This window comes from Candidatus Neomarinimicrobiota bacterium (assembly GCA_018647265.1).
Taxonomy (GTDB): Bacteria; Fidelibacterota; Marinisomatia; order Marinisomatales; family TCS55; genus TCS55.
This window is the reverse complement of record JABGTK010000085.1, coordinates 1-18,409: the sequence shown is the minus strand read 5'-3', so window position 1 is coordinate 18,409 and position 18,409 is coordinate 1. Positions and strand designations below refer to the sequence as shown.

The window sequence follows — 18,409 nt, the reverse complement described above, 5'->3', positions numbered from 1 at the left end:
TTTATTGTAGTGCTTTTAAAACATCCCTTCGACTAACCTGTCCAACAAGTTTTCCATTCTCAACTACTGGAAGCCTTCTATAGTGTTCTTTTTGAAAAAATTGAGCCAAGTTAACAATTCCCATTTCAGGATTTACAGTCACAAGTTTTGTTGACATAAAATCGCCGACACATCCACCGGTGTCTGAATAGTAAGAATTCTGAATAATTGTTTCTAAACAATCCATTTCAGAAAGTATACCGACTAAATTACCAGATCCATCCACAACGGGCGCCCCGGAATATTTATGTTCTACTAATGATTTGATGGCTGCAACAACTTTTGTTTCAGGTGTGAAGGTTAGCAACTTTTTTGCCATAATATCTTTTACTGAAATTTGTTTCATTCAGCATTCTCCTCCTTAGATTCCGTGGCAGATTGATTCCCTACCATTTCTTTTACTGAATTGATAACGGAAGGGGCCAAATCCATTAATTTTCCGGTCAGACTTTCTTTATCACCAATGGTCATAAGTTTTGCTCCATCTTTGCCAACGACTACAAATGCCACCGGTTCAATTGACCACCCGCCTCCTACACCTTGTCCGGTGCCCGCTTTCCCTTTTTCGTTACCTTTACCACCTCCACCGCCAAATCCAAACATAACCTTTGAGACGGGTATTACCGTATGGGTATCAGTTTTAATGGGTTCACCCACAACCGTCCGTGAGCTCATAAGTTCTTGTGCTTCGTTTAGTGTATTTTTAATTAATTCTGAAATATTCATTGCGTCCCTTTCACTTCTTGTATTTAAAATAAGTTTTTCCCGCCTGCCACAAAACTTTACCGGGGGTAAAACGCAGTCTGAATTGGCCCCTAATATCTGTTTCAAAGCGATTGTTAAATTGTGGATTAATCTCAATATCGAATTTTTTACTGCGTATTAAATTTCTCAGAGATTGGCTCCAGCCATAGATAATACCCGTATGCATGGGGTTGGGTAAACCAATATCGCCATTAAGATAGAATTGGTCAAAATGGATTTCACCCATTGTTGATTCGCCGATTTTAAAATATGGAATTTTCTTTTTAGTCTTTGATTTTTGTTTTTTACTATTCTCCTTTTTCACGGGCGACTCTTTTTTCTTGGGGAGTGAAAATGAAAAGATAGGATGGTCAAATTCACCAAACCCAATTTTGATTGTTGGAAAGGGAGAAATGGTAATGCCGCGATGTGCGCCGCCGAAATTGATGGTTGCATTTCCGGACTTTTTTCTCTCTTGCCATTGGACATGGCCAGTGACCGCCAGGCGATATGGAATGAAGAAGATCAGCAAGATGATGCTGGTCAGGGTAATAAAACTCCACAAGACCATATTCAAAATCATGGTCTAATTTGAGTCAGTCGAGGGGTAATCTGCCAGAGAAAAGCGCAAAAATTATTCGAAGAGCGCAGATTCCTTCTCCAGGAGTTTGCGTGCTTTACTCTGCTCGATTAAGTTTTCTGGGGACACCTCCGGTAGAAGCGTAGGATCAGCATTAAGGACAAATTGTAGATCTTTCACAAATTGTTCCCGGTCGCCACTTTTGGTATGGAGGTACTGAGCGCGAATAACAAAAGTGCCCAAATAATTTGGACTTCCTGCAATGGATTTTGCGAAATTATTCTCGGAGAGAATTAACTCCACGCCGGGAAGGCGAGCATAAATTCCACCAAATATCCTATGGGCGCCGTAGTAAAAGAAATTAGGATTAACCGCTAGAATACGATGGAGAGCAGTTTCAATTATATCCCTCTGGGAAAGACGCTCCATTACAGATTTTGTAACAAGGTAGCGGGAATAATTGGCCACCCACCAATATAAAATGGGTATCATTTCTTGGGGTGTATTTTCAATGCCGCCAATCATTTTTGCAGTTGAATCTCCTTCAGTCAATGCAAACCCTTCTTGGTAAGCATTGGTGGCGAGAATAAAATCCCAGGCTGTTTCCATACCTTCTAAAAATAATGAATCAGATTTGGTTTGATCCTCCTCTAAGTAATGGCCGATAAAATGGCAAGATTGTGAGTAGAGGGCTGACGCTTCACCATTGTTGGGATCAAGGTTATATGCTTTGGCTAAGAAGAGGCGGGCCATTTTCGCATCATCCGGATTGATTCGTTTTTCCCAATGGGATTGACCTTTCTCCACTAAGAATTGAATATTTTTCTCTTTAGAAAAATATTGACTGAAAACGGTTGGTTTTGTCGCGCAACTTGTTCCCAAAAGGCAAATACCAATCAGAAGAATAAAATGCTTAATTTTCATATGATGCTGAAGCCTCAATCAAGGCTGATGATTTCCTTGTGAAATTGACTAGATTCTATCTTAAAGTTAATCATATTATTTGAGGTTATGGAAAAGACAATTGAAATGAAAGGCATTGATCTGGGCCAGCTTTTCGGTCCGGCTGATGCTAACCTAAAATTGGTGGAAGATGCTTTCGCCAGCAATATCCTTGTGCGGGGAAATATAATAAGAATTGATGGCGAAGAAGAAGAGGTCGCTATCATACATGAAGTATTTCATGAAATGGGATCAACCCTGAATCGAAAAGGGTCCCTCACTCAAGGAGATGTAAAAACGCTTATCAATGTGACAGTAGCACAAAATGGTCATGAATCAGAAAAGTTGGATTTAGTTGTCCATTATGGTCGCAAAGGCGCTATTTCCGGTCGGACTGAGGGTCAAGAAGAATACATTAATACTGTCAGGAAAAATGATATTGTCTTTTCTGTAGGCCCTGCTGGGACCGGAAAAACGTATCTGGCAGTGGCTTTCGCCGTGGCTGCTTTGGATAATCGTGAAGTGGATAGAATCATTCTTTGCCGACCGGCGGTAGAAGCGGGTGAAAACCTAGGATTCCTCCCGGGAGACCTTAAAGAGAAAGTGGATCCATATTTAACACCCCTTTATGATGCCTTGGGTGATATGATGCCGGCCTCACGGTTGAAACCGTTATTGGCTAACAATACGATTGAAATTATTCCCTTAGCCTATATGCGCGGTCGCACCCTCAATAATGCATTCATGATTTTGGATGAAGCCCAAAATGCCACCACCATGCAGATGAAAATGTTTCTCACCAGATTGGGCGTGAATTCTAGAGCCATTATTACGGGAGATATCACCCAGATTGATTTACCTTCAAAAACGAAATCGGGTCTTCTTCAAGTCATTGATCTATTGCAGGGAATCGACGGGATTGGGTTTTGCAAATTGGATGCTTCTGATGTGGTGCGACATAAACTGGTTCGGGATATCATAAATGCGTACGATCAGAAGGACCAGTAATTAATTTCCATTGTTGGTTAATCAGAAAAATCAAGATTTCAAATTCATTAAAAATCACAGACGAATTGTGTTAACTTCTCGGCACTTTTGAAGACTGATTCTCGGTGTGTGCCCACCGAAAACTTTTTAAATAAAAATAATAGACACTGTTCATTGATTAAGCACATTCAATTTATCGGCTCGCCCGTCCACTCAGCAACCGCTGATTATTTCATCATACCCAAAATTCGAGAGATTTTTTATGTCTGAATTAAGAGACGTAGTAATTGTATCCGCTATACGAACGCCCGTAGGCGCATTCCAAGGTGCCCTGTCATCCATTGCCGCACATAAATTAGGCGCCATCACCATCAAAGCCGTTCTGGAAGAAACAAATGTTGATCCTGGTTCTGTCGATGAAGTGATTATGGGCAACGTTCTTTCCGCAGGACAAGGTCAAGCACCGGCACGTCAAGCCGCTCTTGGTGCCGGTCTCCCTGATTCAGTGGAATGCCTCACCATCAACAAAATGTGTGGTTCCGGGTTAAAGGCTGTTATGTTAGGTACCCAAGCCATTCAAACAGGGGATGCAGAAATTGTTATCGCTGGCGGTATGGAGAATATGACACAGGCGCCCTACTTGCTTCCGAAAGGTCGGGATGGCCATCGCTTGGGTCACGGTCAAGTAATTGATTCCATGATTATTGACGGACTATGGGATGCGTACAACGATAAACATATGGGTAATTGCGCAGAATTGTGCGCCAGTGAAAAAAAATACAGCCGGGAGGCGCAGGACGAATTTGCCAAAACTTCCTACTCCCGTGCTCAAGCCGCTCAAGAGAATGGATCTTTTTCTGATGAAATAGTTCCTGTTACAGTCCCCCAGCGCAAAGGGGATCCACTAGTGGTAGAAAAAGATGAAGAACCTGGGCGAGCCAATTTTGAAAAAATGGTAAAGCTCCGTCCTGCCTTTGAAAAAGAAGGTACCATCACTGCAGCCAATGCATCAAAGATCAATGATGGTGCAGCAGCGATTATGTTAATGTCCGGTAAAACAGCCCGAGCATTGGGGTTAACGCCTTTGGCAACAATTGTTGCCCAAGCTTCTGCTGCCCATGAACCGGAATGGTTTACCACGGCGCCTATGAAAGCCATCTCAAAAGTGTTAGAAAAAGCTGGGCTTACAGCACAAGAAATAGATTTGTGGGAGGTTAACGAAGCATTTGCTCCTGTAGCAATGGCGCCCATCGATGAATTTAAATTGGATCGTGAAAAGGTAAATGTAAATGGTGGCGCCATTGCGATTGGCCATCCCATTGGTGGAAGTGGCGCACGCATATTTACAACGTTGATCCATGCCATGAGAAACAGGAATGTCCACACCGGTTTGGCTACTCTTTGTATCGGTGGCGGTGAAGCATCTGCATTGGTCATTACGAGATAAAAAATGGATTTTAACTTAACTGAAGAACAGCAACTCATCCTGAAAACAGCAAGGGAATTTGCCAATGATCAATTGCGTCCCGGCGTGATTGATCGTGATGAAAAGGCGGAATTCCCCAAAGAGCAAATCAAAATGATGGGCGAGCTGGGTTTTATGGGTATGATGATACCAGAAGAATATGGCGGCGCAGGGATGGACACTATTTCGTATTGCCTTGCCATGGAGGAAATCGCCAAAGCAGATGCATCTGCAGCTGTGGTCATGTCTGTGAATAATTCTTTAGTTTGTCAGCTTTTGTATAAATTCGGGACAGAAGAACAGAAGCAAAAATATTTAACCAAACTTGCCGGCGGTGAATGGCTAGGCGCTTTTTCATTGTCGGAGCCACAATCCGGGTCCGATGCGAGCAATATTCGCACATTCGCAAAGCGTGATGGGGATCATTATATTATTAATGGCACCAAGAATTGGGTAACCAATGGTATCACTTCTGACGTTGTTTTACTCATGTGTCTGACAGAAAAAGGTATAGGGAACAAAGGCATTTCTACCTTTATTGTTGAAAAAGGAATTGACGGATTTTCTACTGGGAAAAAAGAAGACAAACTGGGCATACGCGGTTCTGATACTTGTGAGCTGTATTTTGAGGATTGTAAAGTTCCTGTAGAAAATCGATTAGGCAATGAAGGGGGCGGTTTTAAAATTGCTCTTGGTACTTTAGATGGCGGTCGGGTTGGGATTGCCACCCAAGCCTTAGGTATTGCGGTTGAATCATTGGCCCGTTCAATTGAATATGCCAATGAACGAAAGCAGTTCGGTAAAACGATTGGTAGTTTTGGTTCGATTCAAACCATGTTGGCGCAAATGGCCATCCATGTGGATGCGGCGCGATTATTGATCTATCGTGCAGCTAAATTAAAAGATGAAGGAAAGCCATTCGCAAAAGAAGCGGCAATGGCAAAAAACTTTTCCTCCAAAGTGGCTATGGATGCCTCAACCCAATGTGTGCAAATATTTGGTGGATATGGTTATATCCGTGAAACGGGTGTGGAACGATTGATGCGAGATGCAAAGATTACACAGATTTATGAAGGAACATCAGAAATACAAGAATTGGTTATTGCGCGGGAATTGCTGGCAGGAAGATAATGGAATTAAAAAAACAAAATATTGATTGGGAGAACTTAGGGTTTAGTGTGCATCCCACCCGCAGTATGTGGCAATCTACATGTAAGGTTGATGATGAATGGAAAAATGGCGGTTTAATCCCCTTTGGAAATATTGAAATATCTCCAGCGGCCGGTGTATTGAATTATGGACAGGGGATTTTTGAGGGTATGAAAGCCTTTCATTCAGCCAAAGATCGGATTGTATTATTTCGCCCCGAAATGAATGGGCGACGGATTGCTGTATCTGCGAAACGTCTTTGCATGCCTGAAATTCCATTGGATTATTTTATTAATGCTGTAAAACAGGTTGTCCAGGATAATATTGATTTTGTTCCGCCCTATGGCAAAGGGGGCTTGTATGTCCGCCCTGTTCTTTGGGGAACCGCACCCACATTGGGTGTGGCTCCTGCCAATGAATATACTTTTATGGTATACACCGCGCCTGTGGGATCATATTTTAAAGGAAAAATTAAACCACTCAATTTGATTGCTTCAGAATCCTACCATCGAGCGGCACCAAAAGGTATCGGTAATGTAAAAGCCATCGGCAATTATTCCGCTTCGCTCCAACCAGTAATGGAAGCAAAAGCAGATGGATTTGATGAAGTTCTTTATCTCAGAGCAGATAATGAAAAGATTGTTGAAGAAGTGGGATCTGCAAATATCTTTATGCGTAAAGGGAATGAGTTGGTGACACCAAAACTGGCGGGATCAATCCTGCCGGGGATTACACGAAATTCAATCATAAAATTGGCTGAAGATCATTTGGGGTTAAATGTGATTGAAGGCGATCTCTTGCTGGAAGATATATTTACCGCTGATGAAGTATTTTGCACCGGTACGGCTGTAGTGGTAACGCCTGTTGGTCGGGTGACTTACCGTGGAGAAACGCATTTGATCCATGATGGGAATATGGGTGAAGCGGCCACAGAATTAAGAAAAACTTTAGTGGGTATCCAGCGAGAAGAAATAGATGATCCCTACAGTTGGGTGTACCCGGTCTCGTCCTAAAACAAAGGAGTTGATATGAAGTCTGTATTTGAAGCTATGAATGCGAAAGATCACGAACAGGTTGTTGTTTGCAACGATCCTGATACCGGTTTAAAAGCCATCATCGCCATCCATGATACAACAATCGGCCCCGCATTGGGTGGTTGCAGGATGTGGAATTACGAAAGTGAAGATGAAGCATTGACAGATGTGTTGCGACTCTCCCGAGGGATGAGCTATAAAGCAGCCATTGCCAGCTTGAATTTAGGCGGTGGTAAGGCGGTCATCATCGGCGATGCCAAAAAACAAAAAACAGAAATTTTATTTCGTTCTTTCGGACGTTTTGTTGAAGGACTCAACGGTCGGTATATCACCGCAGAAGATGTGGGTACATCCGTGAATGATATGGAGTGGGTGAGAATGGAAACCCAGTATGTGACCGGTATTTCTCGTGCCTTGGGTGGTAGTGGTGATCCATCTCCTGTCACGGCTTTTGGTGCATTTGCGGGATTAAAAGCAGCCGTTAAAAAACAGTTAGGCAGAGATGAAGTTTCAGGACTTAAAGTGTCTGTACAAGGTGTGGGGCACGTAGGATATCATTTGGTGAAACATCTTTGTGAAGAAGGTGCAAAAGTATATGTAACTGATATTTTTGATGAAAGTATTAAAAGGGTGGTTGATGAATTTAGCGTTGAAGCTGTTGGCCCCGATGATATTTACGATTTGGATGTGGATATCTATGCTCCTTGTGCATTAGGTGCCACGTTGAATGATGAAACTATTCCAAATCTAAAATGCAGCATTGTGGCTGGCGCTGCCAACAATCAACTAAAGGTTGAATCAGAACATGGACAAATGCTCAAAGATCGGGGGATCCTTTATGCGCCTGATTATGCCGTGAATGCTGGTGGACTGATAAATGTTGCTAATGAAATTGAAGGTTATAATCGGGAAAGGGCTTTTAGTCAGGCCGAATCCATCTACGATATCCTGCTCACCATTTTTAAATTGGCGGAAGACAACAATATTCCAACATATAAAGCGGCCAATATGGTGGCAGAAAAACGAATGGAAGATATTTCTAAATTGAAAAATTTCTATTTACCGAAAAAGAATTTCATGGGGAAACGTGACAAAGGGTAATTCACATCCGAGAAGGCAAGGGCGGGTTGCTGTTCTCCAAGCGCTTTATGCTCATGAAATAACCGGGGAAGATCGAACTAAAGTTTTAAAAGATGCTTTAGATAGAAAGCAATATGATAAAAAAATGCAACTTTTTATTACCAGCTTATTTGATGCTACTATGGATCATAAAGAGTGGTGTGAAGGGCAGATTGAAAATCGTCTCAATAATTGGGAATTTGGCCGGGTAGCTATTTTAGATCGGCTTCTCCTCATGGTGGCAATTAGTGAAATATATTTCATAGATGATGTGCCGCCGAAAGTATCCATCAGTGAAGCAATTGAAATGGCTAAACAATATAGTACTGAAGACAGTTCCAGTTTTGTAAATGGTGTATTGGATAATGTATATAAATCTATGGCTAAAGACGCCAAGGACAAAATTTCATGATAAATAATTTGATTAAAAAAGTTTTTGGGTCCCGCTCAGATCGGGAAATGAAGCAATTGATGCCCATGGTTGATCAAGTCAATCAATTTGCGGAAGGGCTTAAATCAAAATCCGATGATGAATTGCGAGCGCGAACTGAAGAATTGAAAGCATCGGTTATTGCCGCACGGGAAGAAGCAGAAGCAAAGGCCGCCAAAACTATTACCGATAAAGACGAAGCCAATAAATTTGTTCTTTTGGCTGAACACGATCGGTTAGAAGAAATTTTACCGGAAGCATTTGCTATGGTAAAAGAGACCTGCGTACGGATGTGTGGCACTAGTTGGAAAGTTGTCGGCCGTGAGTTGGGTTGGGAAATGATCCCTTATGATGTGCAGATTTTAGGGGGCATTATTCTTCATCGCGGTAATGTGGCCGAAATGAAAACGGGTGAAGGGAAAACACTCGTAGCTGCTTTTCCGATTTATCTCAATGCGCTTACCGGTCGCGGTGTTCACCTTATTACGGTGAACGATTATCTGGCTCAACGTGACGCCGAATGGATGGGCGAAGTCTATCGCCGGTTGGGACTTACTGTAGGATTTATATTAAATAATATGACGCCGAATCAACGACGACAAAACTATAGTTGCGATATTACTTACGGTACCAACAATGAATTTGGCTTTGACTATCTCCGAGACAATATGTCATTACAACAGGATGACCAAGTGCAGCGGGATCATGCCTATGCTATTGTGGATGAGGTGGATTCTGTTTTAATTGATGAAGCAAGGACACCGCTGATTATTTCCGGTGCTGTGGATGCACCAGTGGATACATCCTTCTCAGATTTAAGTCCGTTGATTCAAAACCTTGTACGGATGCAAAATGCCCTTGTGGCTCAGATTGTTTCTGAAGGTGAATCCCTCATGAAAGAGGGTAAGGACCGGGATGCTGGATATAAACTACTGCAAGCGTTGCGGGGAATGCCTAAGCATCCTAAAGTGATGAAAGTATTCCAGGAAGGTGGGACCAAAAAACTTGCCCATCAGGTTGAATCTGAATTTATGCGGGACAAAAAACTTCATGAAGTGGATGATGATCTATATTTCAGTATTGATGAAAAAACACATGTAATCGATATTACCGAAATGGGCCGAAATACATTGGCGCCAGACAATCCGGATGCTTTTGTCATTCCTGATCTAGGAGTACTTCTCCATGATATTGATGATAATGAAGACTTGTCCAAGCAAGAAAAAGACCAGGAAAAAGAAAAAGCACATCAATTTCACGCAGACCAATCCGGGCGGATTCATAACATGACTCAACTGCTACGGGCCTATACTCTTTATGAAAAGGATGTTGAGTATGTGGTTACCGATGGTCGTGTCCAAATTGTGGATGAATTCACAGGCCGAATCCTATCGGGACGCCGTTATAGTGATGGTCTCCATCAAGCATTGGAAGCAAAGGAAAAAGTTACGGTAGAGCGGGAAACCCAAACCTTGGCCACCATCACCATCCAAAATTATTTCAGGATGTATGATAAACTGGCAGGTATGACCGGGACGGCGGAAACAGAAGCAGAAGAATTCGGATCTATCTATAATCTAGAAGTGGTGGTCATTCCCACCAATCGTCCTATCGTTCGTGATGATAGGAATGACTTAATCTATAAAACTACCCGAGAAAAATACAATGGTGTGATTGATGAAATTTCCTCTTGCCACCAAGAAGGGCAACCAACTTTGGTCGGTACAATTTCAGTGGAAGCATCAGAATTACTATCACGCATGCTGAAGCGCCGAGGTATTCCTCACAGTGTATTGAATGCAAAACAGCATGCCAGCGAAGCAGATATCGTGGAAAGGGCAGGGCAGCGCGGTGCCGTTACAATAGCCACTAATATGGCCGGCCGTGGTACAGATATTAAACTTGGCGATGGCATGAAAGAATTAGGCGGCCTCCATATTATTGGTACAGAACGGCACGAGTCCCGACGAATTGACCTTCAATTAAGGGGTCGTTCCGGAAGACAGGGTGATCCTGGTTCCAGTGTGTTTTATTTATCCTTAGAGGATGACCTCATGCGCCTGTTCAATAGTGAACGAATCGCCAGCATTATGGATAGACTCGGCGCAGAAGAAGGTGAAGTCATTACTGCGAAAATGGTGACAAGGGCGATTGAAAATGCCCAGAAAAAAGTAGAGCAACGCAACTTTGGTATTCGTAAACATTTGTTGGAATATGATGATGTAATGAACCAACAACGGCAGGTAGTTTATGACATCCGAAACCAAGCATTGAATGATGAAGATATTTCTGACAGTTTGTTTGACATGGTGGATGAATTTGTGGACGATGAATTAAGCCGCATGGAAGATACCGGTCCACAGAATTGGGATTGGGATAACCTTAAACAAAACCTATCTTCTCACCTTTTGGTTGATGCCAGTTTAGAGTCTGTTCAGTCTACGGTTGGGCATGATGATATATCTCTGGAGGATGTACGGAGTTTTGTATTAGACCAAGCAAAAGAAGTATATCAAACACGGGAATCTTTATTGCCTACAGAAGTGATGCGCGGTTTTGAAAAATTTGTTGTTTTACGCACCATCGATGAAAAATGGAAAGATCATCTCTACGCTATGGATCAATTACGCGAAGGAATAAACCTTCGGGCATACGGTCAAAAAAATCCTCTTTTGGAATATAAATCTGAAGGATTTCAAATGTTTCAGCAAATGATGGCGGATACGACCGAAGAAACCGTTCAGCGATTGTATAGAACCCAGATACAAGGTATGGCAGAAGCGCCCCAAATGCCCGTAAGCAAAGCTAGAAATGTCCAAACCCAACATGATGAATCTACGGGGATGGGCTTCTCAGGGCCATCTATGCAAGAACAAGCTGCCGCATCTTCTGGTGTGCCAAAACAACCAGTTCATGTAGATGAAAAAGTCGGTCGTAACGATAAAATAAAACTGGTCAGCCCCAGTGGAAAACAGGTAGAAGTGAAGTATAAAAAACTCCAGCAATATTTAGGACAAGGATATACTCAGGTATAATTATGGTAAAAAAGAATTGGAAATTTTCCACGAAAGCAATTCATGTTGGCAATGAAGCGGATAAAGAATCGGGATCCGTTTCACCCCCTATTCATTTAACTTCTACTTTTAAACAGGATGCGGTAGGTCAAACGCGAGGCTTTGATTATTCACGTGTCCAAAACCCAACACGCCAACGATTGGAAGAAAATTTGGCCGCTCTGGATAATGCCAAATATGCAATTTGCTTCAGCACAGGTATGGCTGCTACGACCGCACTGTTTCAATTATTTGATGCAGGTGACCATATTCTTATTTCCCGAAATACATATGGGGGTACATACCGTATGTCCATGAATGTACTGAAGCGTCAAGGGATGGAATTTGAATGGATCGATACGCGAAATCCATTAACGGTTAAAAAATATATTCGACCCAATACAAAGTTGGTTCATGTGGAAACTCCTACAAATCCACTATTAGAATTGTGCGATATTGAAACCACCGCTGCCATTTGTAAAGAAGCAGGTGTTTTATTAAGTGTCGATAATTCTTTTATGAGTCCTTATGGCCAAAGGCCATTGGATTTAGGCGCGGATGTTGTGATGCAAAGTTCAACAAAATCATTGTCGGGCCATTCAGATATATTGGGTGGCGTTTTAACAACAAATAGTGATGACTTAGATGAGCGCCTTCGCTTTTTATTAAAGGCTACAGGTGGAGTCCCAAGTCCATTTGATAATTGGATATTATTACGTTCTACAAAGACGCTGGGACTTCGTTATCAAAAGGCTTCTGACAATGCCAATGAATTGGCCAATTGGTTGGCTGACCAAGAAAATTTAAGTCGTGTCATTTATCCGGGACTCAAAAACCATCCGCAACACAAGATTGCAATAAAACAACAGCAGACACCAAGCGGGGAAGTGATATTTGGCAATATGGTATCTATTGATGTGGGGACAATTGAAGCTCGTGATCGATTTCTCAAAAAATTGGAATTATTCACCTTGGCCGAAAGTTTAGGAGGCGTAGAAAGTTTAGTTTGTGTGCCATACAATATGACCCATGCCGCTATTCCGGAAGAATCCAAATTGGAAATGGGTATTACAGAAACATTAATTCGACTTTCAGTGGGGATAGAGGACGTTGCTGATTTGAAAGCCGATCTTCAGAATGCATTGGAAAATAATTCGCATTAATTATTTTAAGAACTGAATAGAAATTGTAATATTCCGGGCTTTTTTAATAACAAAAATCCTCGTTTCAGTGCCCAAGCAAATTGGGCAAGGTGATGAAATACAATTAACATGCCGCGGTGGTGGAATTGGTAGACACGCTGGTCTTAGGAACCAGTATCGAAAGATGTGAAGGTTCGAGTCCTTTCCGCGGCACAATCGTAAAGAATTAATGGCTCTCAAATTGTGGGAGCTTGATCTTCGTAGTGAAGGGTAGAGGAATCCTTTCCGTGGTACAGAATTGTAGAAAGTTTTATGGAAAATCAAGAAACAACAGAACAGCAACCAGAGAAAAAATCAGCACTTAGGGTGATTGTTCACAGCTTTTTTGTTGTTCCTTTTATTATTGCAATATTTGCTGTCCTTATTTTCTTGGTTGTTCGCATTATGACGGCTGAGCCAAATCGAGCTCAGGATTATTTAGAAGATGTAAAAATTGGCGGTACAACCAAGCGATGGCAGGGAGCATTTGAATTATCCAAAATTTTATCCAATCCAGAAATGGTTCCATCCGATGATCGCTTTGTTTTTGAAATGATTTCCGCTTTCGAATATTCTTCCAACGATCGGGATATTCGAGTTATACAATATTTAGCCCTTGCAATGGGTGCCACCAAAGATGCTCGTTATGCTTCAACATTGATAAAATCTTTGGGACATTCTGAACCGGAGATGGTTATGACTTCTGCCCATGCATTAGGAAATATCGGCCACAATTCTGCTGTGGATCCATTGATGTCCATTTTGGATCACGGTGATTCTAAAGTTCGCCTCCAGGCTGTCATCAGTTTGGGAAAGATTGGCGATGCTTCATCCATCCTTGCTTTAAAGGGAATGATGGCGGATCCGGAAGCGAATGTAAGGTGGGATGCAGCTATTGCTTTGGCCAAACAAAAAGATTCAAGTGGGCAAAGAATTTTATTAGACCTCTTAGATAGAAATTATTTAGATTCATTTCCTAATATTGATGAAATCGAGCAAGTTCAGGCCATGATGGTGGCTATTAATGTTTCTCCTTTTATTCAAGATTTAGAATTGAAAATTTTATTAGAGAAATTGCGGGAGAGTGATTCGAATTTAAAAATTCGTGAAGCTGCCCGATTAGCATTAACACAATTCGAATAAGGTTTATTATGTCCGAGGCAACCGAGAAAAAAACCACAACCGTAAATCCTTCCAGCCCACCACCTGCTGCGTTAGGCAAAGCTGATGACGGTTCTCAAGTTACACGCCGTTCATTCTTCTCATGGTTATCCATAGGATGGCTCGCATTTGTAGCGGCTACTGGTGGATTTTTCACCATGATGCTCCGTTTCTTTTTCCCAAATGTTTTATTTGAACCTGTACAGACATTTCGTGCGGGATTTCCTGAAGATTATCAAGTCGGTGAAGTTGATCTTCGCTGGAAAATGAAATATGGTACTTGGATTGTAAGGAATGATGAAGGAATATATGCTCTTTCTACCACTTGTACCCATTTAGGTTGTACGCCAAACTGGCTTTCCGCCGAACAAAAATTTAAATGTCCATGCCACGGTAGTGGATTTCGTAAGACAGGCATCAACTTTGAAGGTCCTGCGCCTCGCCCATTAGAACGATATAGAATCGTTTTGGCTGACGATGGACAAATTATTGTAGATAAGACACAAAAATATCAACAGGAAAAAGGCCAGTGGGGTGACACTGAAGCCTTCTTGAAAGTATAAGAGTAATTTATGGCTGAGAAAAAAGGATTGTTAAAAAGGTTAGCCGAGGGACAGGTTTGGACCTCGATCTTCCGTGGTGGTGGTGTACCGAAATCACGTCGTCAACGGATGATGGTCGTGTTGAATTCTGTCTTTTTACACCTGCATCCGGTACGCCTACCTAAGCATGCGGTTAAATTGAAATTCACTTGGTGTATGGGCGGACTTTCATTCTTTATATTTCTAATTTTAACCATTTCCGGCATTTTACTCATGTTCTATTACCGTCCTACAATTGAGTATGCTTACACCGATATTATTGATTTGGCCGAGCAAGTACCCTTTGGGATTATGCGAGAAATTCATCGTTGGGGTGCCCACGCCATGGTCATCACAGTTTGGCTCCATATGTTTCGTGTCTTCATGACTGGCTCGTACAAACCGCCAAGAGAATTCAACTGGGCTATTGGTGTTATTCTTTTACTATTAACATTGCTCTTAAGCTTTACAGGCTATTTGCTTCCTTGGGATCAGTTAGCTATTTGGGCCATAACGGTTGGATCAAATATGGCTCGTGCAACACCATTTTTGGGTAGCGAAGGACCCGGTGCTGCAATGCTTGCCATTGGAGATATTAATTTTGTTACAGTAGCAAGTGATATAAGATTTGCTTTAATTGGTGGCCGATTTTTAGGAGAAGCCACATTGCTTCGATTTTATGTCCTTCACTGTATCGGACTGCCATTTATTATTATGATTTTCATGGCTGTTCACTTCTGGCGAATTCGTAAAGATGGTGGGATTTCTACCCCGGTATAAATATGGAAACATTTAAACATTTAATCGATACACTGTCGAAACCAACGATACTTGTCACCTTCACTTTCCTTATCTTTTTCTTTATTTTTCCACCAACTGCATGGTTTGAAAAGTGGCATCGTCGCTTGAAATTTGATGGTTTGTGGAATAAAAAATCACTATGGATTTTTAGTGCTATCCTGATCGGCTTTTTTGTATTTGGTTTGAGTGACCCTGATTTTAGCGCAATCATGCTTAAACCGGATAATGTTCCTATCGCTGGTTTAATTTTCTTAGTTTACTTTTTTACCTGGCTCTCAATGAGCCAGGCATATAGAAATGACGAATTGGTTGAAGCAGGAAAACCAGTAGATGAACAATACGACGCCCCTAATGATAAAGTATTGGTTTGGCCGGATCTGGTTTACGTTGAATTGATATCCATAATTTTATTATCTGCTTTTATGCTGGTTTGGTCCATAGGGTTGCCAGCGCCATTAGAAGAACCTGCAAATCCGTCAGAATCACCGAATCCTGCAAAAGCACCATGGTACTTTTTAGGTCTTCAGGAAATGTTAGTTTACTTCGATCCATGGATGGCCGGTGTGGTGCTTCCCAGTTTGATTATCGTGGGATTAATGGCAATTCCTTATTTGGATAATAATCCGGGAGGATCGGGCTATTACAGTTTTAAGAACAGGAAACTTTCTATTTCAATCTTTATGTTTGGCTGGCTTGTTTTATGGGATTTGCTCATAGTGATAGGTACTGTTCTGCGCGGTCCCAACTGGAACTTTTTTGGCCCATTCGAATATTGGGATAGCCACAAAGTTGAAGCATTAACCAATGTTAATCTATCCGAATTTATTTATGTGAAGTGGATGAGTACTGGTTTGCCAGGGAATATTTTATTCAGGGAAATTTGGGGTATAATCCTCGTTCTTGGATATTTTTTGATCTTACCTCCTTTATTGGCAAAGACAAAACTTAAAGACATATTTGAGCGACTTGGTACGGCGCGATATTCATTATTTATCGTGTTAATCCTTGCAGCTCTTACATTGCCCATCAAAATGTATTTAAGATGGATGTTTAATCTGAAATACATTATTTCAATTCCGGAATACTTTTTCAACTTCTAAGCTGAGAATCAGTCTGACTAATGATTAATCAACAAGAACGTTATTATAACATCCTGAAGCTCAACAAATGGTTTGCTATTTCTAGCTTATTATTTGCCTTTATATGGTTATTGACATTTGCGAATGATTTCAATCGTCCATGGAAAAAATATCAAATTGAATTCAGAGAATTAGAAATTGAGAGAACTCGCGTAGACATTGCGGAAGCCAATTCTAACTTGGAAGAAAATGAAGATTTTTCCGCTCTGAAGGATCAACTAGAGACTGCCCAAAATGAAATTGAATCCCGCCAAGAAGAGATTAAATCTATTCAAGGCAACATTAAAGATTTAGAGGCTGTTCTTTATGCCAAAAATCAAATTTATCAGTTTGCAAAAGCTGATATGGATGTGGCTAAATATAATTTTGAACAGGCACAGCATGGCCATGGTAACTTAAAAACGACAAATAAAATATTCGAGAATCTTTCCGCGCTCACCTCTTCCAGTAAATTTAAAGCGGAAGTTATTGTCGGTAAAATTGAAGTGGCCAATAATGAATTAAAACAAATTCGTCAATCGTTAAAAAAAGCTAACGATGCCATTACTGCCCTTGCCCGAGATAAAGATTTGTTAGTGAGGAAATTGACTAAAATCGATCCGGCGGAAATGTCATTTTCTAATAAAATTGCAAATATCGTCCGGGATGTTCCAGTCCTAGATTTTATTGATCCATACTATGATGTTAAACAGGTTGTCATCAAAGATATTGAAGATGATATGATTTTTATGGGAGTCCCAAAAGTAGATCGATGTATGACCTGCCATATGGGGATTGATAAAAAAGGATTTGAAGAGGTACCTCAGCCCTATACCACCCACCCTAATTTAGATCTATATCTTGGATCTAATTCTCCTCACCCCATGAATGAATATGGGTGTACCGGTTGCCATGCTGGCCGTGGCCGTGGAACAGGTTTCAATTCATCATCTCACAGTCCTGATAATGATGAAATGGCCAAACGTTGGAAAGAAGATTTAGAATGGGATCCGTTACACCATTGGGATACACCCATGCTGCCTATGAAATATGTAGAAGCGTCATGCCTCAAATGTCATGCCGGCGCCATTCCTGTAAAAGAATCGCCAAAATTAGCGTTGGGAATGTCCATTGTAGAAAAAGGCGGTTGTTTCGGTTGCCATGAAATTGAAGGATTAAAGGATGCACCGAAACCAGGGCCGGGATTAAGAAAGATCGCGTCTAAGACGACCAAAGATTTTGCCTATAAATGGATTTATGAGCCACGCGCTTTTAGGGAAAATTCCTGGATGCCTCATTTCTTTAAGCAAATAAATAATAATGATCCTGAATCAATAAAGCGGTCGAATCAGGAAATCCATGCTATCGTTTCATATTTGTTTGATCGTAGCGAAAAATTTAAAATGGATCGTCTGCCTAATAAGGGCAATGCTGAGGATGGTAAAATGTTAGTGAACTCCTTAGGCTGTTTAGGTTGTCATGCCACAGAGGGAGAAGACTTGGATGAACTGAAATCAGTGAATTCCATGCGCCGTGAGCATGGGCCAAATCTTGTAAAACTTGGTTCCAAGACGACCCAAAAATGGGTGTACAACTGGATTCGTGATCCACAAAGTTACCATCCTGCAACAAAAATGCCTGATTTACGACTTACTAAAAAAGAAGCGTCAGATATTTCGGCTTACTTAGTGGGTGATCGTGACCATGACTTTGAAAAAGAAACAGTTCCAAAAATTGATGAAGCTGAACTAAATATAATTGTTTCAGAATTTTTAGGTTCAACTTTAAGAAAAGATGAGGTGGATTCACGTCTGGCAGGCATGAAATTGGATCAAAAATTAAATTATGCTGGTGGAAAACTAATTCGCCAATATGGATGTTTCAGTTGCCATGATATTGATGGTTTTGAAGATGCCAAACCAATTGGTACACCACTTTCGACCGAGGCCAGCAAACTTATCTCCAAATTAGATTTCGGCTATTTTCATGATGAATTGCCTCATACTAAATGGGATTGGTTCAAAC

At 41.3% G+C, this 18,409-nt stretch carries 17 protein-coding genes and 1 tRNA gene; 14 read left to right on the top strand and 4 right to left on the bottom strand.

Translation table 11 applies throughout. The annotated features are described in order from the left end of the window. Position 1 precedes the first annotated feature (1 nt). From HN459_05030 to HN459_05015, 4 genes are all read right to left on the bottom strand, one after another. Positions 2–385: a CBS domain-containing protein gene (locus HN459_05030; GenBank protein ID MBT3478808.1), complete on the bottom strand. Its 384-nt coding sequence runs from the start codon at positions 383–385 to the stop codon at positions 2–4. Further along, positions 382–714 (bottom strand): sporulation protein, encoded by a 333-nt coding sequence (locus tag HN459_05025; GenBank protein ID MBT3478807.1) that lies wholly within the window; start codon positions 712–714, stop codon positions 382–384. The genes HN459_05030 and HN459_05025 overlap by 4 nt, the downstream gene beginning before the upstream one ends. A gap of 61 nt (positions 715–775) precedes the next feature. After that, a complete protein-coding gene (locus tag HN459_05020) occupies positions 776–1,315 on the bottom strand; it encodes a DUF2953 domain-containing protein (GenBank protein ID MBT3478806.1) in 540 nt (179 codons plus the stop codon). Positions 1,316–1,417: 102 nt separating this feature from the next. Beyond that, complete coding sequence (locus HN459_05015) at positions 1,418–2,287, bottom strand: hypothetical protein (protein MBT3478805.1); 870 nt, start codon at positions 2,285–2,287, stop codon at positions 1,418–1,420. Positions 2,288–2,374: 87 nt separating this feature from the next. Between HN459_05015 and HN459_05010 the strand changes: the two genes are divergently transcribed. The 14 genes from HN459_05010 to HN459_04945 all read left to right on the top strand — a co-directional run. Beyond that, positions 2,375–3,313 carry a PhoH family protein gene (locus tag HN459_05010; protein MBT3478804.1) on the top strand — a complete coding sequence of 313 codons (939 nt, stop codon included), beginning with the start codon at positions 2,375–2,377 and terminating at the stop codon, positions 3,311–3,313. Positions 3,314–3,554: 241 nt separating this feature from the next. Beyond that, positions 3,555–4,739, top strand: a complete 1,185-nt coding sequence (locus HN459_05005; protein MBT3478803.1) for an acetyl-CoA C-acetyltransferase — start codon at positions 3,555–3,557, stop codon at positions 4,737–4,739. A 3-nt stretch (positions 4,740–4,742) separates the two neighbouring features. Continuing rightward, positions 4,743–5,888 (top strand): acyl-CoA dehydrogenase, encoded by a 1,146-nt coding sequence (locus HN459_05000; GenBank protein MBT3478802.1) that lies wholly within the window; start codon positions 4,743–4,745, stop codon positions 5,886–5,888. Further along, the gene (locus HN459_04995) at positions 5,888–6,919 is read left to right on the top strand and encodes a branched-chain amino acid aminotransferase (protein MBT3478801.1); all 1,032 of its coding nucleotides are present in this window, start codon (positions 5,888–5,890) and stop codon (positions 6,917–6,919) included. Before HN459_05000 ends, HN459_04995 begins: the two co-directional genes overlap by 1 nt. Positions 6,920–6,934: 15 nt before the next feature. Continuing rightward, positions 6,935–8,041 carry a Glu/Leu/Phe/Val dehydrogenase gene (locus HN459_04990; protein MBT3478800.1) on the top strand — a complete coding sequence of 369 codons (1,107 nt, stop codon included), beginning with the start codon at positions 6,935–6,937 and terminating at the stop codon, positions 8,039–8,041. Beyond that, positions 8,028–8,471, top strand: coding sequence for a transcription antitermination factor NusB (gene nusB, locus HN459_04985; protein ID MBT3478799.1), 444 nt, complete (start codon positions 8,028–8,030; stop codon positions 8,469–8,471). The genes HN459_04990 and nusB overlap by 14 nt, the downstream gene beginning before the upstream one ends. Beyond that, positions 8,468–11,524, top strand: coding sequence for a preprotein translocase subunit SecA (gene secA / locus HN459_04980; protein ID MBT3478798.1), 3,057 nt, complete (start codon positions 8,468–8,470; stop codon positions 11,522–11,524). Before nusB ends, secA begins: the two co-directional genes overlap by 4 nt. Positions 11,525–11,526: 2 nt before the next feature. Continuing rightward, complete coding sequence (locus tag HN459_04975; protein ID MBT3478797.1) at positions 11,527–12,705, top strand: PLP-dependent transferase; 1,179 nt, start codon at positions 11,527–11,529, stop codon at positions 12,703–12,705. A 110-nt stretch (positions 12,706–12,815) separates the two neighbouring features. Beyond that, positions 12,816–12,897: transfer RNA gene (locus HN459_04970), tRNA-Leu, on the top strand. A gap of 99 nt (positions 12,898–12,996) precedes the next feature. Next, entirely contained in the window at positions 12,997–13,866 is an 870-nt protein-coding gene (locus HN459_04965) for a HEAT repeat domain-containing protein (protein MBT3478796.1), read from the top strand. 8 nt (positions 13,867–13,874) lie between these two features. After that, positions 13,875–14,447 (top strand): ubiquinol-cytochrome c reductase iron-sulfur subunit, encoded by a 573-nt coding sequence (locus HN459_04960; GenBank protein MBT3478795.1) that lies wholly within the window; start codon positions 13,875–13,877, stop codon positions 14,445–14,447. Between the two features lie 9 nt (positions 14,448–14,456). After that, positions 14,457–15,245 (top strand): DUF4405 domain-containing protein, encoded by a 789-nt coding sequence (locus tag HN459_04955; GenBank protein ID MBT3478794.1) that lies wholly within the window; start codon positions 14,457–14,459, stop codon positions 15,243–15,245. Positions 15,246–15,475: 230 nt separating this feature from the next. Further along, positions 15,476–16,366: a cytochrome C gene (locus HN459_04950; protein ID MBT3478793.1), complete on the top strand. Its 891-nt coding sequence runs from the start codon at positions 15,476–15,478 to the stop codon at positions 16,364–16,366. A gap of 20 nt (positions 16,367–16,386) precedes the next feature. Further along, the coding region (locus tag HN459_04945) for a c-type cytochrome (GenBank protein ID MBT3478792.1) at positions 16,387–18,409 on the top strand (2,023 nt) is incomplete at its 3' end.